This is a genomic window from Myxococcus sp. CA040A, assembly GCF_013336725.1.
Lineage (GTDB): Bacteria > Myxococcota > Myxococcia > Myxococcales > Myxococcaceae > Myxococcus > Myxococcus llanfairpwllgwyngyllgogerychwyrndrobwllllantysiliogogogochensis.
The window spans coordinates 88,824-106,911 of record NZ_JABUMR010000013.1 but is presented as its reverse complement, the minus strand read 5'-3'; the positions used below and the strand labels follow the sequence as shown (position 1 = coordinate 106,911).

14 protein-coding genes are annotated in these 18,088 nt (G+C 67.7%); 3 read left to right on the top strand and 11 right to left on the bottom strand.

Translation table 11 applies throughout. From position 1 onward, the window contains the following. Nucleotides 1-24: 24 nt before the first annotated feature. The 3 genes from HUA75_RS40795 to HUA75_RS40785 all read right to left on the bottom strand — a co-directional run bounded on the left by HUA75_RS40795 (nt 25) and on the right by HUA75_RS40785 (nt 4,738). On the bottom strand, nt 25-3,252 hold the full coding sequence (locus HUA75_RS40795) for an RCC1 repeat-containing protein (protein WP_174489513.1): 3,228 nt from the start codon (nt 3,250-3,252) through the stop codon (nt 25-27). A 200-nt stretch (nt 3,253-3,452) separates the two neighbouring features. Beyond that, entirely contained in the window at nt 3,453-4,403 is a 951-nt protein-coding gene (locus HUA75_RS40790) for a hypothetical protein (protein WP_141645210.1), read from the bottom strand. Continuing rightward, entirely contained in the window at nt 4,400-4,738 is a 339-nt protein-coding gene (locus tag HUA75_RS40785; protein ID WP_141645209.1) for a PadR family transcriptional regulator, read from the bottom strand. The genes HUA75_RS40790 and HUA75_RS40785 overlap by 4 nt, the downstream gene beginning before the upstream one ends. A 292-nt stretch (nt 4,739-5,030) precedes the next feature. On the opposite strand from HUA75_RS40785, the gene HUA75_RS40780 reads away from it, so the two are divergent. Then, nucleotides 5,031-5,717, top strand: a complete 687-nt coding sequence (locus tag HUA75_RS40780) for an RICIN domain-containing protein (RefSeq protein WP_217446519.1) — start codon at nt 5,031-5,033, stop codon at nt 5,715-5,717. 69 nt (nt 5,718-5,786) lie between these two features. Here HUA75_RS40780 and HUA75_RS40775 read toward each other — a convergent pair whose 3' ends face one another. Together HUA75_RS40775 and HUA75_RS40770 are read right to left on the bottom strand one after the other, a co-directional pair. Then, nucleotides 5,787-6,296: a DUF6609 family protein gene (locus tag HUA75_RS40775; protein ID WP_217446518.1), complete on the bottom strand. Its 510-nt coding sequence runs from the start codon at nt 6,294-6,296 to the stop codon at nt 5,787-5,789. A 96-nt stretch (nt 6,297-6,392) separates the two neighbouring features. Further along, nucleotides 6,393-7,289, bottom strand: a complete 897-nt coding sequence (locus HUA75_RS40770; protein WP_174489511.1) for a type VI secretion system accessory protein TagJ — start codon at nt 7,287-7,289, stop codon at nt 6,393-6,395. Between the two features lie 287 nt (nt 7,290-7,576). On the opposite strand from HUA75_RS40770, the gene HUA75_RS40765 reads away from it, so the two are divergent. Beyond that, complete coding sequence (locus HUA75_RS40765) at nt 7,577-8,239, top strand: START domain-containing protein (protein ID WP_217440652.1); 663 nt, start codon at nt 7,577-7,579, stop codon at nt 8,237-8,239. Between the two features lie 223 nt (nt 8,240-8,462). On the opposite strand, the gene HUA75_RS40760 is transcribed toward HUA75_RS40765, so the two are convergent. The 6 genes from HUA75_RS40760 to HUA75_RS47285 form a co-directional block, all read right to left on the bottom strand. Beyond that, on the bottom strand, nt 8,463-9,086 hold the full coding sequence (locus HUA75_RS40760; RefSeq protein WP_141645205.1) for a hypothetical protein: 624 nt from the start codon (nt 9,084-9,086) through the stop codon (nt 8,463-8,465). Nucleotides 9,087-9,146: 60 nt separating this feature from the next. Further along, nucleotides 9,147-10,724, bottom strand: coding sequence for a DUF1501 domain-containing protein (locus tag HUA75_RS40755; RefSeq protein ID WP_174458056.1), 1,578 nt, complete (start codon nt 10,722-10,724; stop codon nt 9,147-9,149). A gap of 12 nt (nt 10,725-10,736) precedes the next feature. Beyond that, nucleotides 10,737-11,774 (bottom strand): hypothetical protein, encoded by a 1,038-nt coding sequence (locus tag HUA75_RS40750; protein ID WP_174478228.1) that lies wholly within the window; start codon nt 11,772-11,774, stop codon nt 10,737-10,739. After that, nucleotides 11,774-13,474: a DUF1549 domain-containing protein gene (locus HUA75_RS40745; RefSeq protein ID WP_254628032.1), complete on the bottom strand. Its 1,701-nt coding sequence runs from the start codon at nt 13,472-13,474 to the stop codon at nt 11,774-11,776. The genes HUA75_RS40750 and HUA75_RS40745 overlap by 1 nt, the downstream gene beginning before the upstream one ends. Nucleotides 13,475-13,869: 395 nt before the next feature. Continuing rightward, a complete protein-coding gene (locus HUA75_RS40740) occupies nt 13,870-15,822 on the bottom strand; it encodes a hypothetical protein (RefSeq protein ID WP_141645202.1) in 1,953 nt (650 codons plus the stop codon). A 21-nt stretch (nt 15,823-15,843) separates the two neighbouring features. After that, nucleotides 15,844-16,497, bottom strand: a complete 654-nt coding sequence (locus HUA75_RS47285) for a peptidoglycan-binding domain-containing protein (protein ID WP_174458053.1) — start codon at nt 16,495-16,497, stop codon at nt 15,844-15,846. Nucleotides 16,498-16,948: 451 nt separating this feature from the next. Here HUA75_RS47285 and HUA75_RS40730 point away from each other — a divergent pair, with 451 nt between their 5' ends. Further along, nucleotides 16,949-18,064, top strand: a complete 1,116-nt coding sequence (locus tag HUA75_RS40730; protein ID WP_174489509.1) for a hypothetical protein — start codon at nt 16,949-16,951, stop codon at nt 18,062-18,064. Nucleotides 18,065-18,088 lie beyond the last annotated feature (24 nt).

The following is an 18,088-nucleotide window of genomic DNA, read 5'->3' as shown; positions in this document are numbered from 1 at the left end:
TGCGCGGGTGGCGGACCGCCGCGCTCACCAGAGCTGGAAGGGCTCGCTCCGCTCTCCGGTGATGCCGTTGCCCAGGGCGCCATAGGCATTGTGGCCCCAGCCCCACACCGTCCCATCCGCGGTTCGCGCCAGGGTGTGGCCGCTTCGCGCGGACGCGGCGACGATGCCCGTGGGCCCTGGCATCGGGACGGGAACGAAGCGCCGGGAAATCGTCCCGTCCTCCGTGGACTGTGTGCCCCAGACCCAGAGCGTCCCATCCGCCTTGATGGCCACGGACATCGGTCCCGCCGCCACGCTCACCACACCCGTGAGGCCCACGACGGGGCCCGCGACGAGTCGCGGCGTCGTGCCGCCATCCCCCAGGGTGCCGTTCTGGTTGGAGCCCCAGGCCCACACCGTCCCGTCGGCCTTCCTGGCCAGCGAATGGCTGCGTCCCGCGGATATCGCCTGTGCGCCGGAGAGGCCGGACACCTGGACGGGACTCGAGCTGAACGTGGTGCTGCCATCTCCCAACTGACCATCGAGGTTGTAACCCCAGCTCCACACGGTGCCATCCGCCTTCAGCGCGAGGGAGAACTCGTTCCCCGCGGCCACCGCCACCACGCTCGACATCCCCAGCACCTGCACGGGCAGTTGCCGTTGGGTTCGCGTCCCATCCCCCAACTGGCCCGCGCCATTGAAGCCCCAGCTCCACACCGTCCCATCCTGCTTCAGCGCCAGGGAATGGGTGCTGTTCGCCGCGATGGCCTTCACGCTCACGAGCCCCACCACCGGCGTCGGCAGCGGACTCGAGGTGGTGGTCCCATTCCCCAACTGGCCCAGGTGATTGGCGCCCCAGCCCCACACCGTCCCATCCGTCCTCAGCGCCAGCGAGTGCGAGTTGCCCGCGGCCACCGCCACCACGCCGTCGAGCCCCGACACCTGCACCGGCGAGGCTCGAAGCCCCGTGGTTCCATCACCCAACTGTCCTGAGCTATTGGCGCCCCAGGTCAGCACCGTCCCATCGCTCCTCACGGCCAACGAGTAGAAATCTCCCACGGTGACCTCCCGAAGATGGGGAGGCAGCGTCGTCGTCGGACCGAAGTAGGTCGCGATGCCGAGCCCGAGCTGGCCAGAGCTGTTGGAACCCCATGCCCAGAGCGTCCCATCCGGCTTGAGCCCCAGCGTATGCAGGGTGCCCAGGCTCACTGTCGTCATTCCATCCAGGGACGCCGCCCTCACGGGGGTCCGCTGACCCGAGCCCCACTTCCAGAACGTGCCGTCCGCCTTCCGCGCCACCGAGTCGTCGTTCCCCGACTCCACGGCCACCACCCCCGTCAGCCCCACCACCTGGACGGCCAGGCGCCGCTGCGTGATGGTGCCATCGCCGAGCTGGCCCGAGCCATTGGAGCCCCAGGCCCACACCGTGCCGTCGCTCTTGAGCGCCAGGACATGGTCATACCCACCGGACAAGGCCACCACCCCCGTGAGCCCCACCAACTGCGCGGGCGTCCTCTGCAACGGATAGACGTTGCCGACGAAGCCCCAGAACCACACCGTGCCATCGCTCTTGAGCGCCACTGACCGGTTGCTTGTCGTGGCCACGGCCACCACCCCGGACAGCCCCGCCACCTGCGCGGGCACCGAACGCGCCGTGGACGTCCCATCGCCCAACTGCCCCTGTGAATTGGCTCCCCAGCTCCACACCGTCCCGTCTGACTTCACCGCCAGGGAATGGCCCGACGCCGACGCGCTGACCACCTGGGTGAGCCCTGGCACCTGGACGGGGCTCGTACGGGACACCGTGGTTCCGTCCCCGAGCTGGCCCGCGCCATTGGCGCCCCAGGCCCACAGGGTGCCATCGCCCTTGATGGCCAGCAGATGACCCGAGCCGCACACGCTCACCACGCCGGTCAGCCCTGTCACGCGCGTGGGCACCGGGCTCAGGGTGGGAATGTCATCCCCCGACTCCCCCAGCCGATCCGAACCCCAGGTCCAGACCGTCCCTCCGTCCCGGACCACCACCGAGTAGTACCCACCCGCGAAGATGGACTCGATGCGAGACAGGCTCAGCACTCGCTTGGGCACCAGCGCCAACAGCGTGCTCCCATCGCCCACCTGTCCCTCGCTGTTGCCACCCCACGCCCACGTCTCTCCATTGGCCTTCATCGCCACGGTGTGCTGGCCACCGCCCGCCGTGATTCCCATCACTCCGCTCAGGCCCCCCAACGCCACGGGCAGCAGGCGCGACACCGTGGTGCCATCCCCCAACTGCGCACGCGTGTTGCTACCCCACGTCCAGACCGTCCCATCCACACCCAGGGCCGCGGAGTGCTGTCCGCCCCCCACCACCGCGGTGAGGCGGGCCAGGCCGGACACGGCGACGGCCACGGGCACGTGTCGCGAGGTCGTGGTGCCGTCCCCCAACTGACCGAAGGCGTTGCTGCCCCACGCCCATGACGTGCCATCCACCTTGAGGGCCAGAGAGTGTGAGCCCCCGCCCGAGACGGCCGTCACATCCGCCACTCCCGCGACGAGCGCGGGCACGTGGCGCGACGTCGTGGTGCCATCCCCCAACTGCCCGTCCGCGTTTCCTCCCCAGGCCCACACCGTGCCGTCCGACTTCAATGCGAGGGAGTGCGCATTGCCCGCGGCGATGGCCTTCACCCCACCGAGTCCCTGCACCTGCGCCGGCAGCGGCTGGTTCGCTGTCAGCCCATTGCCGAGCTGCCCCGTGGCGTTGTTGCCCCACGCCCACACCGTGCCGTCCCACTTCACCGCCAGCGAGTGGGAGAAGCCCGCCGCGATGCCCATCACGCCCGTCAGCCCAGGCACGCGCACGGGCACCGCGCGGGAGGTGGTCGTCCCGTCCCCCAACTGGCCCCGGTCGTTGAAGCCCCAGGCCCACACCGTGCCGTCCGCCTTCAGGGCCAGCGAGTGCAGCTCCCCCGTGGCCACGGCGGCGACGTCATTCAGCCCCCAGACCCAGGCGGGCCTCGACGCCGAGCGTGTGGTGCCGTTGCCCAACTGCCCATGTGTATTGCTGCCCCAGGCCCACACCGTGCCGTCGGAGCGCAGCGCGAGCGTGTGCAGCCGCCCGGCGGCCACCGTCCCTTGCCCCAACGTCCCCTCCGCGGAGTGGACGACCCCGGGACGCTCGTCCCACTCGCGTCCCTCTTCGGTGGGGCCCGCCGAGCACCCCGTGCCCCACGCGAACCACACACACACCGCGAGCCACCCGAGCCGGCCGGCGCTTGTCGAACTGCTCTTCATGCATGTCCCTCTGAAGGGGCGCCCTCCAGGGGAAGGCGCCTCCGTTCCTGACGACGAGATGACCGAGGGCGGGCGGGAACCCCGGGCAACGACAGACGCCAAGTCGAGGAGGACCGAGTCACGTCACGCGCGCGGCGATGCGCAGCCTATGCGCCATGACAGACGTTGTAGAGGCAGGGTCATTTCCACCCTGTACGTCGTCATCCCTGCATGCCGCGGAGGGATGGAGCTGGGCGAACGGTCCGGAACATCCGGATGCCATAGTGGAGCAGCACGGAGGCGATGATGAGGACCAGGCAGAACCGGACCGTCCGGTCGCTGACCTCCGTGCGGAAGACCGGGCCATCCAGGACGGTCCATGCCATCACCGCGCACGTGAGCAAACTCAGTCCCGTCTCAAGGCGCCGCATGCCCGTGGACCACCGCCCGCTCACGATGACGGCGAGCCACATGGGAACATTGATCAGGAGGAGCACGAGCAACCAGGGCGCCTGGCGCTGACGGAAACCTTCGGCGTAGGTGAGCGCCTCGTACGCCGCGGGAGCTGCCCGGCCCCCGAAGCAGACGTCCAGCACCCAGGTCGGCTCGAGGAGCACGAACACTCCACTCAGGACGCCGACGATGCCCAGGACCATGGCCGCGCGGCCTCCCTGGATTCGATCCTCCGCACGCGGCTTCCACTTCGACGTGTCAGGCCACCGGCGGCGGACCCAGGCAGCGCCGCCGTAGCCCACGACCAGCAATCCAGGCCACCACAAGGACCCCACCACCGTGTGCACCCACCACTGACCGAGCGCCTGGGGCACGTCCCTTCCAGTCTGGAGGGGTTGCCACAGATGCGTCAGCAGGCCGGCGCACCAGATGAGGGCCAGTCCGATGACGGTCGCGCGCAGGAAGCCGCGCGCATCCGCTGGGTCGATGATGGTCAGTGGGGGGCGGTAGCGCGCCGCCACGACCTCCGGATGGCCGAAGGAATGCAGCAGCTCCGTGGCCATGGCCGCATCGGCGTCGCGTCCATCCGCCAGGGCCCTGGCCTGAAGCTCCTCGGTGAGCAATGCACGCAGTTCGAACGCCACATCGTCGCGTTGCTTGCGTGGCAATCGCACGGCGACATCGGTGATGTAGGACTCAAGCACGTCATTCGCGTTCATTGCCCCTCCTCCAGGAGTTTCTCCATGGCGTCATTCATGCCCTGCCAGGCGTCGGTGAGCTTCTTGAGCAGCTTCCGGCCGTCCGCGTTCAGCGCGTAGTAGCGCCGCGGTGGCCCGTCTTCGATCCTCCACTCGCTCTGCAGGACACCCTGCGTCTCCAGGCGCCGCAGCAAGGGGTACAGCGTGCCCTCTTCAATCGGCATTCCCTTGTCCGCCAATGCCTGTCGCAGCTCGTACCCGTAGCGAGGTGCTCTCAGCTGCGACAGGGTGGCCAACACCACCACTCCACGGCGCAGCTCGAGTTCCAGCTTGCTGAACGACTCCGCCTGACCCATGTGGAGCACAGTACTGTGCGGCGCACAGTACCGCAAGGGCACCCGTGCCCGTGGGAGGTGGCGACCTCGTGAGGAAGGGTGCCGAGTGCACGTACCTCCCGGCCAGGTGAATGAAGTTCCCGGGCCTCCGTCATGAAGGACACAGGGCGAGCGGGCGGCGAGAGCGGCCCCTCCGCTGGAGACCTCAAAAACAAGGAGAAGTCCCATGTTGGCGGTTCGGAGTGGCTCCGAGGGTGTTCGTGCGAGTGAAAACCGGTCGTCCGCGAAGGGGAGGGGATGGGCGGCGCTCGCGTTGCTGCTCCTGCCTCTGACGGCGGCGGCGGGGCCTGGGCCGGACTACCGCAGGGATGAGTCGCGCAACCACCCCGGGCCCAACCGCTGCCACGATGCCTCCCAGTGCGATGGCGCACGCACATGCAGTTCCGCGGGCTGGTGCCAGGGCGAGGCGCGCCCCGCGCCGCCCCCGCCGCCGCCCGGGCGTTCGGTCCGAGACCACGACGGACAGGACTGGGACCATGGCCGGGGAGAGGGGCGTCCCCAGCGCAGCACCTTCATCCGCAGCAAGCTCGCGGGGCTCGTCATCGACATCGCGGGTAACAACCGCTCGCCCGGCGCGGGGCTCGTCGCACATCGGGCCAAGTCCAACCGCGAGGGCAATGACAACCAGAAGTGGGAGCTGGTGCCCACGCGCGGCGGCTACCTCATCCGCAGCCGGCTCAACGGACTCGTGCTCGACGTGGAGGGCGCCAACAAGGCCTCGGGAACACGCGTGGTCACCTGGGAGGCCCACGGACAGCCCCATCAGGTGTGGCAGTTGGTGCCCGGTCGCGTCCGCGGCACCTACTACATCCAGAGCCAGCTCAACGGCCACGTGCTCGACATCGAGGGGGGCAGGGCGGATGGCTCGGGGCGGCTCATCACCTACCCCATGAAGCGCGACAGGGCGGCGGACAACCAGCTCTGGTACCTGGACCTCTGACCCGGCTCAGCCCCGGGTGCTTCGTCGAGTCACCTGGGGCGCCCCGACACATCGTGCCTGTCGTCTGGATCAAACGAATCTGTAACTGACCGCGACCATCAGCACGCCCGCGCCGATTTTGAGCATCCCGTCGATCGCCCAGGACACGCGGAGGTCGACGGTGGTCGCGCGAAGCCCGATCCAGGCGTTCGTCATGCAGAGGACCGCGAGCAAGGCACAGATGGGACCGTGGCTGGGCCCGAGGATGAGGAAGTGGGCGCCGACGACGAAGAGCAGCCACATCCAGAAGGGACGTGACTCGGTGTCGGGGAACTTCTGTGCGACGACGCTGACGAGGTAGACCTCGACGAGCATGGCGATGCCGAGCACGGCCCACTGCCAGATGGGCGTGCGCACACCCTCGTCGAAGATGAGGCGGGTGGCACCACCGACGGCCATGATCAGGATGCCAATGGCCGCGCCCGCGAGGAGCCCGCCGAAAGGCCATCTGCCGCGACCGAAGGACCCGACGAGGATGCCGAGCCCGATGGCGACAAGGAATGCGCCGCCGCCGCGCATGAGTGGGAACAACTCGGGCATGTTCGTGAAGAGGTCCACGAGGTCGAGCCTGACAGCCTTGCGTTGGCATGGGAAGGCCCGTCATTGACAGGCATTCGCCCGCACCGAGGTCCCGACTCAGCCGAAGAGTTTCGACCAGAAGGATTTCTTCGCCTGGGGTTGCGGCTTTCCGCTCATGGGCCTGCTCGCATCATCGAAGTCGATCCGGGCCACCTGAAGGAGCCCGACCATCCCCATGCCGCCATCCTCATCTGTCAGCTTGAAGTCTCGCTGGCCGAACGCAACGGCATACCCGTGGGGGTCGTGATGCCACGCGGTCATTTCCCCCAGGCGGATGGGCGCGTGGTCATGCAGGCCTGACCCGGGGTACAGCGAAGGCACGCGGGTTTCGACCTCGCGGCCGTCGAGCGTCTGGAACTGGGCCGGCAGCCAGACGACATCCATCGAGCTTTGCGGCTTTTCGAATTGGATGGAGCGAAGCTCGCTGAAGGGCACGTCCAGCACGGTGCCACCCTGGAAGCAGGGCAGGTGCGGCCCCGTCAGCTCATCCGAGTCGGTCAAATCGGAGAAGCGCACCCGGACGCCATTGGTCCGCGTCAGCATTCCGGAGGTCTTGGGGGCCGAGCGCGCGCCCTCTTCCAGGGCACGGGCCGCGTCGGAGAACTCGCCCTTCGCATGGCTCACCGCCGCCTGGAGGTAGGCACGTGAGAAGGGCTGTGGTGCCTGCAGCGCCCCGCGCTCCTTGGCCCGCTCGGCGTCCTTCCTTCGCAGCGAGTGCAGGCGTTCGAGCTCGGCACAGTGGTGGAGGAAGGTCACCCCTTCGGAGACTTCAGGCTCCAGCTTCTCCAACTCCTCGAGCGCGCGCAGGGCCCCGTCATAGTCCTCCAGGCGCACCCTCACGTTGAACGCCATCAGCAGCCGCTCGCCCGAGGGGGCCTTCGACAACTCCGCGTCAATCAACTGGAGTGCTTCCTGGAAGGAACCCTCCGCGAGGTGTTGCTCAATCTGCTTCATGGCACGTGCCCCCAAGTGCCGCGCGGCGACCCTCGCGCGTCCTCGTGACTCTAAATCGGTTCGGATGGGATGGGTTGGGTTGGCGCCTCCACTCGGAGGAATTCGAGCGCTGTCGAGGGCCGCGGGGCCTCGTGGCTGCTCGCATGGCGCTGCCGAGCCGTCATGGCTGGCAGCTTGGAGGCTGCCCTGCCCCCTGACCGGGTGTGCCTCCGCGAATTCGCCGGGGCTCTCGTGTGTCGGAAGCGGACGTGAAGACGCACCGGGCCCGAGTCGCCCAGGAAGAACGCATGAAGATGCTGTGGGGTGGAGCGGCACTTGCCGCCTGTGCGCTGGGGTTCGCCGCGGGGACGTCCCAGGCGGCGGAGGGCTGGAGCACGGTGGCGGAGAAGCCATACGTGGTGAAGGTCCGGGCTCGGCCGGGGACTCAGGCCAAGGACGTCTGGGCGGAGGGCGAGCTGGCCGCGAGCGCCGCGGACGTACAGGCGGTGTTGCGGGATGTGGACGCCTACCGGCACTGGATGCCGTACGTGAAGGAGTCCCGCCTCTTGAAGGAGCTGCCGGACGAGGGGCAGCTCACCTACACGAGGCTGGACCTGCCGGTGGTGTCCGCGCGGGACTACATCAGCAACGTGGTGCTGGAGTCCAAGCTGGTGGAGGACGGCTCGGGCGTGTTCGCGCAGAGGTGGCAGGCGGAGCCGGACGCCATTCCCCAGCGGCGTGGCACGGTGCGCATCCGGCTCAATGAAGGAAGCTGGCGCGTGGAGCCTCGTGGCGAGGACAAGTCCCATGCCGTGTATCGCTTCACCGTGGACCCGGCCGGCTCCATCCCTGGCTTCCTGGCGCGCATGGGCCAGAAGGACGCGGTGGAGGACACGTTCCGCGCGGTGGAGAAGCGGGCGCGGCAGCACGCCGAGTCGCGCCAGCAGGAAAGCAACGCCCACCGCGATTGACGTACGGCTTGTTGAGTGGGGCGATGAAGCGCGCCCTGGACCTTGCGCGTTCCGCGCTCGCAGGCATCGAGCGCCCTGATACTGGGACGAGGCGCAGTGAGAGAGTCCCTGCTTCGGTGGACACTGACGAAGAGGCGGATACGGTGTCCGTCGAGGGCTTCTACAACCGGCAACGTATTCACCCTGACGAGAAAGTGGAGATGGGGGCGGAGCCGTCGCCGGGTCAAAGGCCTTCAGGCATCAAGCCGTGCTGAGCCACGACCTCACGAATTCGCGCCTCATCCTTCAGGACGATGCGGTAGAGCGCCCGGTAGTGGTCGTTCGCCCAGAAGTCGAACACGCTCCTCGCTGCTTCCTTCCCGGTGACGCGCTGGAGGGCGGCGTACTCCAGGTAATTGACGAGGACGTGGAGATAGGACGACTCCACCTCCTCGGCTCCCTCGGGGAAGCCTGTCGGGAGGGTCGGATACAGCGAGTGCAGGGCGGCCATCGCCCGCTCGGTCTTCGTTTTGTTCGCGTCGAGGAACCAGTGCATCTGCTCGTGCACGAAGGTCGAGAGCAGATGCATGTCATTGCCGAGGTGTCGCGCGTGAAGCGTCAACACGGGGTGGCTGTGCGGAATGGACCTCTCATCGATTCGAACCGCGGTCGTATAAATCCACGGGTCGACCTCGAACCTCTCCATCAAGCGGCGGAGTTGCTCGCGTGTCTTCTGCTCAGGCACGGAGTCGTTTGCCAGGATGATTTCAAGTCGAGGGGAAGCCGTGCGCCTTTCTGAAGGGGCAACCGAGGGCGAGGTCTGACATGCAAGGGTGAGGCTCACTGACAGCATCAGAAGCGCGCGCATGAGTGCGCCCTAGCATACGCCTTGATGTCGCATCGAGGGGATGACGCGGCAGGCCAGCCGCTACCCCTTCCGGAGTCCCACGACCTCGCCGTAGCCACCGGGGATGAAGAACTCGTTCGGCTCCATGCCCATGATGCGCAGCGCGGTGGTGACGACGTCCGCGGACCGGGGGACGCGCTTCTGGGTCTGCCCCGTCTCCTCGATGATGTCCACCGGGACGCCGAGCCCGCGCGTCGTGTACGTGCCCACCTGCCGGTTCGCGGCCACGTTTCCCCCCGCGAAGAAGACCGAGGTGTAGGGGTGGTGGTCATCCGGCAGGTTGTAGCTGCCGTCATTCGCGCGGGAAGCCCAGCTCCGGCCGAACTCGCTCATCACCAACACCAGGGTGTCATCGAGCAGCGTCTTGCCCGGCTTGCCCGGAGCGGGCGTGGCCTTCATCTCGCCCAGGAAGCGCGCGACACAATCCATCAGCCCGCGACCATGCGCGCAACTGAAGGCATGGCCCGCGCCGCTGTGCGTGTCGAAGTCCATGCGCAGCGAGACATGCACTGACGTGCACAGGTCCGACTTGAGCAGCCGCAGCGCCATGTCCATGCGCGGGTCCAACCCGGTGAGATGGAAGTTCGCGTTGCCGAACGTGTAGGTGAACGTCTCGTTCAGGTAGCTCGACAGGTACGCGGGCCGGTTCGTCTTCAGCGTGTCGATGCCCTTGGTGCCCTCCAGCAGGGACACCACGTCCGTCGCCAGCACGCGGGAGACGGACGACAGCGAGCCATGCAGGCCCTCCAGATAGTTGTCCACCTTCGCCGTCGAGCGGCCCAGGAGCGGCTGCGCACGCGCCAGGGAGTAGCGCTCCACCGTCGTCGTCTTCAGTTGGGCCCCGGTGGGCGTGCCCCGTGCATCCAGCTCCGCGCCCTCGGTGCGCGCCTCCAGCCCCGACCACCAGGCGTTGTCCGCGGCCTTTCCGGAGAGCATCGGCTTGAGCGCATCGATGGACGGCACACCGACCGGCGAGGCGTGCGAGGGCAACCCCATGCCAGAGGGAACGCCCCGGTCTCCAGCGACCACCACGAACGGCAGCGGCCGGGTCTCCCGGTGCCGCGCATACAGGTGGTTCGCGATGACCGAGTGCATCGCTGGCGCCCGATAGTCCGCGCCCGCGACGCCGCACATCGCGGAGATGAAGGCGCTCGCATGGTCATTGGTCCCCTGGTCGATGCCATGCAGCACGCTCAACTGCTCATGCAGCGCGAAGTGCTGGTAGCCGTACATGAGCGGGCTGAAGGTACCGCGCGCCGCCGGGTCCTGCGGATTCCAGGACTGCCACGTCCGCAACGGCTTGTACGCGCCGTTGGCGGGCGCCAGGTTCACCACCTTGCTCGCGTCGTAGAAGACCGGCTCGCTGCTGAAGTTGGAGGACCCCGGGACGCAGAGCGGAATCTCCGAATCCTCCATCGGCGTGAAGCAATACGCCGGACGGAAGCCGCCCGGGACGTAGAGCACCACCAGTCGTGAAGGGACGTCGGCGTCCGCGGCGTGCGCGAGGCCAGAGCCGAGGAGCCCCGCGCGGTCGAGGAGGGCGAACTGACCGGCTCCGAGGGCCCACTTGAGCAACGTGCGTCGAGAAGTGTTCGGCATGGCGTCCTCGGCTCAGTAGGTGATCCACAGCGGGTGACGGATGAGCGCCGCGCACGTGCCAACCCAGGCCAGGCGCGCGCTCTGCGCTTCGAGCGGGAGGTAGACCTGCTCGTACAGCGCCTTCAGCTCCGCGTCGTCGGGCGGCTGGCCCAGCATGCGCAGATAGAGGTTGCGCAGGTTCTTCTGCACCGCGTCCGGGTTCTTCGTGGACGTGTCCGCGAGCGTCACGAAGCGCAGCACCGCCTTGTTGTTGGGCTTGTCCACCGCGCGCCCACACCAGGCCTGGGACACCTGGACCAGGGCCTGTCCGGCGGAGGGGCCGAAGGTCGTGTCCTTCTTGCGGTACGCCAGGGAGTTGCCGCCTCCGAGCGCCTCGAACCGCTCGACGGTGCGCAGGTCGGAGACGTACTCGCCCGAGATGCCGGGAGACCAGTCACCAGGCCAGATGAAGAACTTGCCCCAGTTCACGACGTACGCCCGGTTGCGCCAGTCGGGGTTGCTCGTGCTGACGAAGTCCTCGAGCGTGAGCCCGAGCTGGTCCATCAGGCTCACCACCATCTCCTCGGCGGACAGCCGGCGGACGCGGAACTCCTCGGGTGACGGCGTCTCCAATTGCGCGGGGGGCGCCTTCAGGTCGCGAATCCACGCCTCCACCTGGGAGATGGTCATCGTGACGCGGCCGTTGGCGACGAGCTGCTCGTAGGGCTGGCCCGGAGGCATCTGGGCGTAGCTGCCAGGCGCGGTGCCCTTGAGCATCTGGACCAGGACGCTGCCCTCCGGGTCTCCGCGCTTCACGAACCGCTCGTTGTAGACGAGCCCGCTCTCGAACGCGGCGAGCGAGGCGAAGAAGGGCTTGTTGCCGTTGACGTGGCAACCCTCACACGCGGGAGCGAGCGCGAGGCGGACCGCGTCGTTGTCGCTCGACGCGGCGCAGGTGTCGCCCCCGTCCGGCGTGCCATCGCCCCCCTGTGGGTGCGAGACATCCCCGAAACAAGCCCCCAGGCCGAATGCGAGCGCGACGGGCCCCAGCAACGAACGCAGTGTGCGCATCACAGGCCCCTCCGCAGCTCGGACTGTTCGAAGAGATGGCGGATGAAGGGCCGCAGCTTGCGCTCCCCCGCGACGAACTCCCGCGCGAGCTTGTCGATGAAGCCCTTCTCCGTGGCCGGATTCAGCTCCCGGCCAATGAACATCGCGTAGAGCTTGCGCGCCGCGCAGCGGTCGAACTCACCGGAGCGCACCAACAGCTTGCCGAAGCCCAACGGGCCCATGGTCCCATCGCCATGTTCGCCCAGCAGCGTGTACGACTCCGGCATCGTGTCGAGCAGCACCGCTTCCGGATTCGCCGTGAGCTCCTCCGGAGTGACGGGGGTCAGCACCGTGTTGGGCGCGAAGGCGTTCTTCCAGCGCAGGCCCGGCGCATTGCCGATGTGCGGATACTTCCCGGACAGCCACTCCGCGGTGATGCGCTGGTTGCCAATGCCCCCGATGAAGGGCCACGGAACGTAGTAGCTCGGGAACGGCGTGAAGTCCCAGCGCTTGAACGCGATGGCCGCGGGGTCCAGCGTCTTGTGGCAGTGCAGGCACGTTCCGCCCGTCGCCGGGTCTATCTCCAGCGGCGGGAAGTGCACGTCCGCGGGAGGCGGCGAGAAGTTCTGGCAGGCGAAGATCTCCAGGAAACGCGCGGCCCGGACGCGCTCGCGCGGAAACGACGACATGGACCCCATCATGGTGAGCACCCCGGCGGCGGGCAGGCCCAGGGGCGCGTCCTTCGTCTTGCGCGGGTCGAAGCGATAGGTGCGGTCCATGCTGCCGGAGCGGGTTTTGTCGGGGGTGAGCGAGAGGTGGTAGGGCTCCAGCTCCTCCACCACGAACTCCCGCCACGCCTGCGGATCATCCGGCGTCGGGTGCATCGGGTCGCGCGGGGCATTGCCCACGTCCGGCCGCCACCACGTGCTGTTCTGGTCCACCACGTCGCTGCCCATCTGCCGGCCGAAGCGGATGTACAGCGCGCGCAGCCAGTTGGTTCCGACCGAGTAGTTGCCGACGACCAGGTCCGAGAGCGGCCGGTCATGCCACGCCAGGTGCGCGAACAGGCGCGCGGGCTCCTCGTAGGGGTGGCGGCGCTGTCCATTGAGGGTGGAGGTGCTCGCGGAGCCCAGGCCGGCGAGCGGCGAGCACCACATCAGATTCGGTCCGCATCCACAGCCCCGAGGCAGCCCGGGGTCGTAGTAGCCGCCGCTCGCGATGCCACAGTCCCAGGTCTTCCCGGTGGTGGTGTCGACGACCTGCTTGATGTCGGAGCCCGCCTTGCCCAGCACCTGGACCGTGGTGCCTGGCGCCCACCAGGGCTCGACGGTGCGCGCTTCCGGCACGGCGGGGTTCCCGCCACCGTCCTTGTCGGAGCACTGCTGGCCCGGGTCCCCCGAGGCGAACTCGTTCACCGCGTAGAGCGCGCCCGGGTGCAGGGTGTTGTCGGCGCACCGGTGCAGGTGTCCGGACATGTCGCCCTGGTACGCGTCGCCCGTGGCGCCCGTGGTGTAGGCGCCCACGGCGATCCACTCGTGTCCGAAGCGCAGCATCCGCTCATAGAACTTCGGAGAGGCGAGCACCTCGTCGAGCGTCGCGCGGAGCAGCGAGGCCCGCGCCTCGGGCGAGGCCGCGGCCGCCATGGACTCGTACTGCTCCAGGGTCGGAGTCGTCCCCGTGAGTCCGAGCACGATGCGCCGCAGCAGGCGCGTGTCGCTCATCTGGTCCTCGGGTGGATCGACCGGCGAGGTCGGCCCGGGTCCACATTGCTGCGCGTGCGCGTCGGGCACGACGAGCCCGGACATCGCGAACAGCACGACCGCGAGGGCCGCGCTCTTCAAGTGCAGGTGCCAGTGCATACATGCGACAGTAGCATCAGGCGACGTGACAAGGCACGAGAGGAAATGTCTGTCATTTCGCGAGAATGAGGGGTGGACTCCCCTCCACACCTGACTGTCTTTTGTTCAGACGGCGGCCGTGACTCGAGGCCACGGTGGGGTGGACTCCCCTCTACACCGCCTCGGTGACGGATTCTCCCGGGCGTCCGAGGGCGCCTTCAGGAGCGCCCCATGCCGCGCCGCTCCATCCCTGGCGCCGCCCCCGTGGACGCTCGGCGCTAGCCAACGATTCGGATGAGGGAAATGGCCACGAGCGGGGCGTGGGTGGGCGTGGGTTTGCCCGCCACGTGGTCCCTGACGTGCTGAATCATGGCTTGAATGGCTTGCTTCAATGGATTCGCGCGGGTCTCCACCGTCTTGTTGTAGAGGCTGTTGAGCCGATACCTCACCACCACATCCGTGAAGCGGTTGTAGAGCTCGACGAAGTTGTCGTGGGCTTCTTCCATGAAGTCTTTCACGAAGGTGGAGATGTGCGCCTTCCCGAGCGTGTGGTCCACCCGCTCGACGAAGAAGGAATGCATCTTCAGCCAATGGGCCATGGGGTCGCTGTGCGCCTTCTTCGTGTCCGCGTCCTTGATGCAAAGCGCATAGAACGCCGGGATGTCCACTCGGAGCAGCTTGCTTCCCTGCGTGACGAGCTTGAGGGCCGTGGCGAGGTCCGTGGAGGCGAGCAGTTCCTTGAAGAGGGGGGTGAGCGACTCCGTCACCTTCTGGAGGCAGGCCAGCAGGAGCGGCTCCTCGCTTGCGTCCTCGATGCCCCGGGCGAACTGCTCCTGGTAGTTCTCCACCTCCTCCTTGAGGAAGCCATGCCGCATCACGGCCTCTTGGGTCTTGAAGGCCTTGGCGCGGTGGTGGACCTCCTTCCATGCCGCCTCGTAGTCCTCGATGAGCGTGTTCAACTCGCCGTGCAGCGCCACCCGCATGGCGCTCTGGTCCGCCTTCTCCTCGGTTCCCACGGTCCAGCGGTCCTTGCAGTAGTGCGCGACGATCTGGCGGTAGTCCTGCGTCTGTCCTTCGAGCGTCGTGGACAGGCTCGCCGGAAGCCGAGGCGCCAGGCTGTGGGTGGCGCCGATGTTCGCGCTCCCTCCCGAGGCTTGCGTCGTGGCTTGCAGGGTCACCGCGGCGCGCACGCGCTCGAACTCCTGGATGCTCCAGGTGACGATGGCATCCAGGGAGAGCGCCGTGTACTCAGCCCAGGGCTGGATGCTCGCGACGAGCCTGCCGAAGGCCAGCACGGCCTCCTTGCTGGCCTTGTTGCTCCCGGCGGCCGTCGCGGCCTGCGCGAGCACGTTGGCGAGCGGGTCTGAGCGAGGAACCAGGGTGTCCTTCTGCTTGTCGCACAGGGCTCCGAACTGGACGAACTGCTGGAGTGCCGGCAGGTCGCCGAGGATGGGTATCAGGAGCAGGTGCAGGCTCAGGAGGTGCCGGGCGCGCGCCTCGACGAGCGCCGGCCGATTCAATCCCAGGACCTCGATGGTCTTGGCCGTGCGACCGTAGGCGAGCGCCTTGTCGCCCTGGAGCAGATTGATGATCGGGCTGGGCATGGCCTGCCCGTTGCGAACATCGAAGCGGATGAGGGCGCGCGGTTCGTCGACTCCAGGGTCGATGAGGATGGCCTGCTCGAGGAGGTTGGGATTCGCGGGGCTCTGTCGCTTCTCCGCGACGGTGGGAACCTTCAGGGGGCCCACGCCCAGGTACTGTTGCTCGGCGGCGGTGGCGGTGAGGCTGGGCAAGAGGCCGAAATAGTTCTTCTTGTACTGCTCGTTGCAGACGCCACAGGAGAGGAAGAGGTTGTTCCAATCGAAGGCGCGCCAGAAATACGCGTCGGCGATGGTCGCCATCTTGCCTGTCTTGTCGAAGAAGGTGACGCCCTTCTTGGGACGGAAGTGCTCCACGTCGCCGTAGTGGCTGTGGATGATGCGCGTCTCGCAATACGCGCACTTCCCGTAGTGACAGGCGACGAGCTGGGCCTTGACCTCATTGGGCGCATAGCTCTTCGAGCTGATCTCCAGTTTCGCGAGGTACTCCTCCTGGTTTTTCGAGATCTGGCTCGCGGAGAGTCCGGTGCTCGCGAACTGATTGTATTCGAGCAGCCACGCGGCGGCCTGCTTCGCGGTCTCCACCAGCTTCGCGGGTGGGGGGCCCTTCTGGGCCGCTGAGATTTGAATCATGGAGAGGGTCTCGGTGGGGGCTCAGCGCCCGTGGCGCGCGAGGAGTGTCTCGCGGGTGCGTGCGTCCAGCTCACCCGTGGTGGGAAGTCCCTGCTGCTCCTGGAAGCGGCGCAGCGCTCCCTCCAACACGTCCGCGGGAGGGTTGTCGATGGGGCCGTCATGAAGGCCCAGGTTGCGCAGGCGGGTGAGCGTCCCATGGGGAGTCTCCACGGGCGCGAGCATCCTCAGGTCCAGCTCATAGGTGAGCAGGAAGGGCTCCTCGCCCAGGTATACCGTGGCGCGGGGCGCATCAGGGCGGATGAAACACTCCACGAGCCCCCGGTCCGTGGTCTTTCCCTGGAGCTCCTTTCCCTCCACCACGACGGTGAAGGGCGTGCGAGGCATCGGTTGGCCAAAGACGAGGGGAAGAAATCGCAGCACCGAGGGCACGCCCCGGCGGGTGAACTTGTGCACGGCCCCGGTCCTGACGGTGACCTTCTTCTCGCGGAACGGAGGGATGTAGAGCACGTCTCCCGCCGCAAGCGCGTTGGGGTCACGCCCCTCCTTCCGGAGGGGCTCATTCTCGGCGTGATTCCAGAGCGTCCTGCCCACGTGCCCGGATTCGTAGGCAATGCTTTCGACGCTCTCCCCCTCGCGCACGGTGTGGTGCGTGCCCGGATTCAATCGGTTCACCATGAATCATCCAGACTGCACGTGACGTGCCTTGCTCGGGCATGTCCCCGGTGGTCTCGCGGCGAGGAGGCACGGCCTCCCGGAGGAGGCCCGGTGTGCGTGCGTGGGAGACGCGCATGCGTTTCGAGAGGACGCGCTCCATCCAGAAGGACTGGAACCGTCCACGCGGCTTCGGCGTCAAACACCGCCCCACGTATCCTGCCCCCGCCATGCGCCCAATCCTGCTCCTGTTGCTGATGCTCTCCGCTTGCGCGACCTCGCCATCGACCTTGGCCGGGAAGAAGGCTGCCGCGGCTGTCGAGGAGCCTCCCTCGCCCGCTCCGAGCGGACCGTTTGGAACGGCGCATCGCTTCGGGAGGTGGCTGATGGGATGTCAGGCCCGCGAGGATACGAATGGAGACGGGGCAATCGTGGCGCTCGACAAGAAGGGCCGGGTCCTGCAACGGAGCGCACCATGTGGCCTCAGGTCCTGCTGGTACTGCTGAGCACGTCGCCGTCCGAGGGGCCCGATATCGGAGAGGTCTCCTCCTTCTCCGACGTCACCGAGGGGTGGCAGGTGGACCCCGCCCTCGACCTGTCCGAGGCGATTCTCAGGGGACCCCAGGCGCCCGTCTTCAGCACCGCGGATGGCGGCGCCTGCGTGGACATCGGGAGATGGTCGGGCACCCACGGGAACCAGAACTGGGTCTGGGTCCATTGTCCCGCGCCCCCCGATGCGGGAGGGGCCTCCCGTCCCTGCCAGAAGCTCATCTCCAGCGTGACGGACCTGTCTGTGCTCGGTGAGTTTTGCCCGAAGGCCGCCGTCGCCTTCGCGGAGCTGGAGCTGGCGAGCTGTGGCCTGGGGGACTTCGAGCGCCTCCTGCGTCGGTCCTCGTCGATGAAGGTCCGCGTGCCGAAGACGAAGGACAAAGCCATCCAGGCGCTTCGGCGAATGGCCAGGTACGACCGAGGGGTGTTCCAGTCGGAGACCCTCGGGTGCGCGGAGACAGTCACCTCGCCTGACGGACGCCTGCGGTCCTGGACCCTGCGGCGCGCCGCGCGAGGCCTGAAGGACGAACTGGAGAGAGGCCGCGCGTACCTCCAATGGCTCACACCCGAGGGAAAATTCGGATTCGCTCTCGACAGGTCGCTGGAGGAGCTCCAGCTCGACGCCATCCTGGACGGACTCACCCCGATTCCTGGCAACCCCCAGGAGTATCTGCTGACGGGTTACAGCCTCCTGGGTTTCGACTATCTGCGCTTCGCGGAGGTCATCACGCTGGCGGAGGGGCGCCCGAGGCTGGCGAAGGGCCGGTTCCTCGTGGAGGGACAGAAGGAGGACGTGCTCATCGTCACCGGAGGTGTTCCTGAGACGGGCAAGCCTCGGCACAGCCCGGTCTACAACCACTTCCTCCGGTTGAAGGGCGCGCAGCTGTGGGCAGAGCCCATCCCTGGGAGTTCATGTTGCAGCCGCGTGCGGAAGCCCTTCGTGCTGGGGGAATGGACGGGCGAGGCCTTCACCATGAAAGAGGGCGGCTGGGCCCGGCTGCTTCGGCTCCGGGGGACTCGGGTGCTTCACCCAGGACGTTGAGACCCGGCCCGCTCGCGCGAGGGG

Coding starts and splice junctions, on each gene's coding strand:
- HUA75_RS40770 (WP_174489511.1), bottom strand. CDS start 7,289: ATGAAGCAGATTGAGCAACACCTCGCGGAGGGTTCCTTCCAGGAAGCA.
- HUA75_RS40795 (WP_174489513.1), bottom strand. CDS start 3,252: ATGAAGAGCAGTTCGACAAGCGCCGGCCGGCTCGGGTGGCTCGCGGTG.
- HUA75_RS40730 (WP_174489509.1), top strand. CDS start 16,949: ATGTGGCCTCAGGTCCTGCTGGTACTGCTGAGCACGTCGCCGTCCGAG.
- HUA75_RS40755 (WP_174458056.1), bottom strand. CDS start 10,724: ATGCCGAACACTTCTCGACGCACGTTGCTCAAGTGGGCCCTCGGAGCC.
- HUA75_RS40760 (WP_141645205.1), bottom strand. CDS start 9,086: ATGCGCGCGCTTCTGATGCTGTCAGTGAGCCTCACCCTTGCATGTCAG.
- HUA75_RS40785 (WP_141645209.1), bottom strand. CDS start 4,738: ATGGGTCAGGCGGAGTCGTTCAGCAAGCTGGAACTCGAGCTGCGCCGT.
- HUA75_RS40750 (WP_174478228.1), bottom strand. CDS start 11,774: ATGCGCACACTGCGTTCGTTGCTGGGGCCCGTCGCGCTCGCATTCGGC.
- HUA75_RS40740 (WP_141645202.1), bottom strand. CDS start 15,822: ATGATTCAAATCTCAGCGGCCCAGAAGGGCCCCCCACCCGCGAAGCTG.
- HUA75_RS40775 (WP_217446518.1), bottom strand. CDS start 6,296: ATGCCCGAGTTGTTCCCACTCATGCGCGGCGGCGGCGCATTCCTTGTC.
- HUA75_RS40745 (WP_254628032.1), bottom strand. CDS start 13,474: ATGAGCGACACGCGCCTGCTGCGGCGCATCGTGCTCGGACTCACGGGG.
- HUA75_RS40765 (WP_217440652.1), top strand. CDS start 7,577: ATGAAGATGCTGTGGGGTGGAGCGGCACTTGCCGCCTGTGCGCTGGGG.
- HUA75_RS40790 (WP_141645210.1), bottom strand. CDS start 4,403: ATGAACGCGAATGACGTGCTTGAGTCCTACATCACCGATGTCGCCGTG.
- HUA75_RS47285 (WP_174458053.1), bottom strand. CDS start 16,497: ATGGTGAACCGATTGAATCCGGGCACGCACCACACCGTGCGCGAGGGG.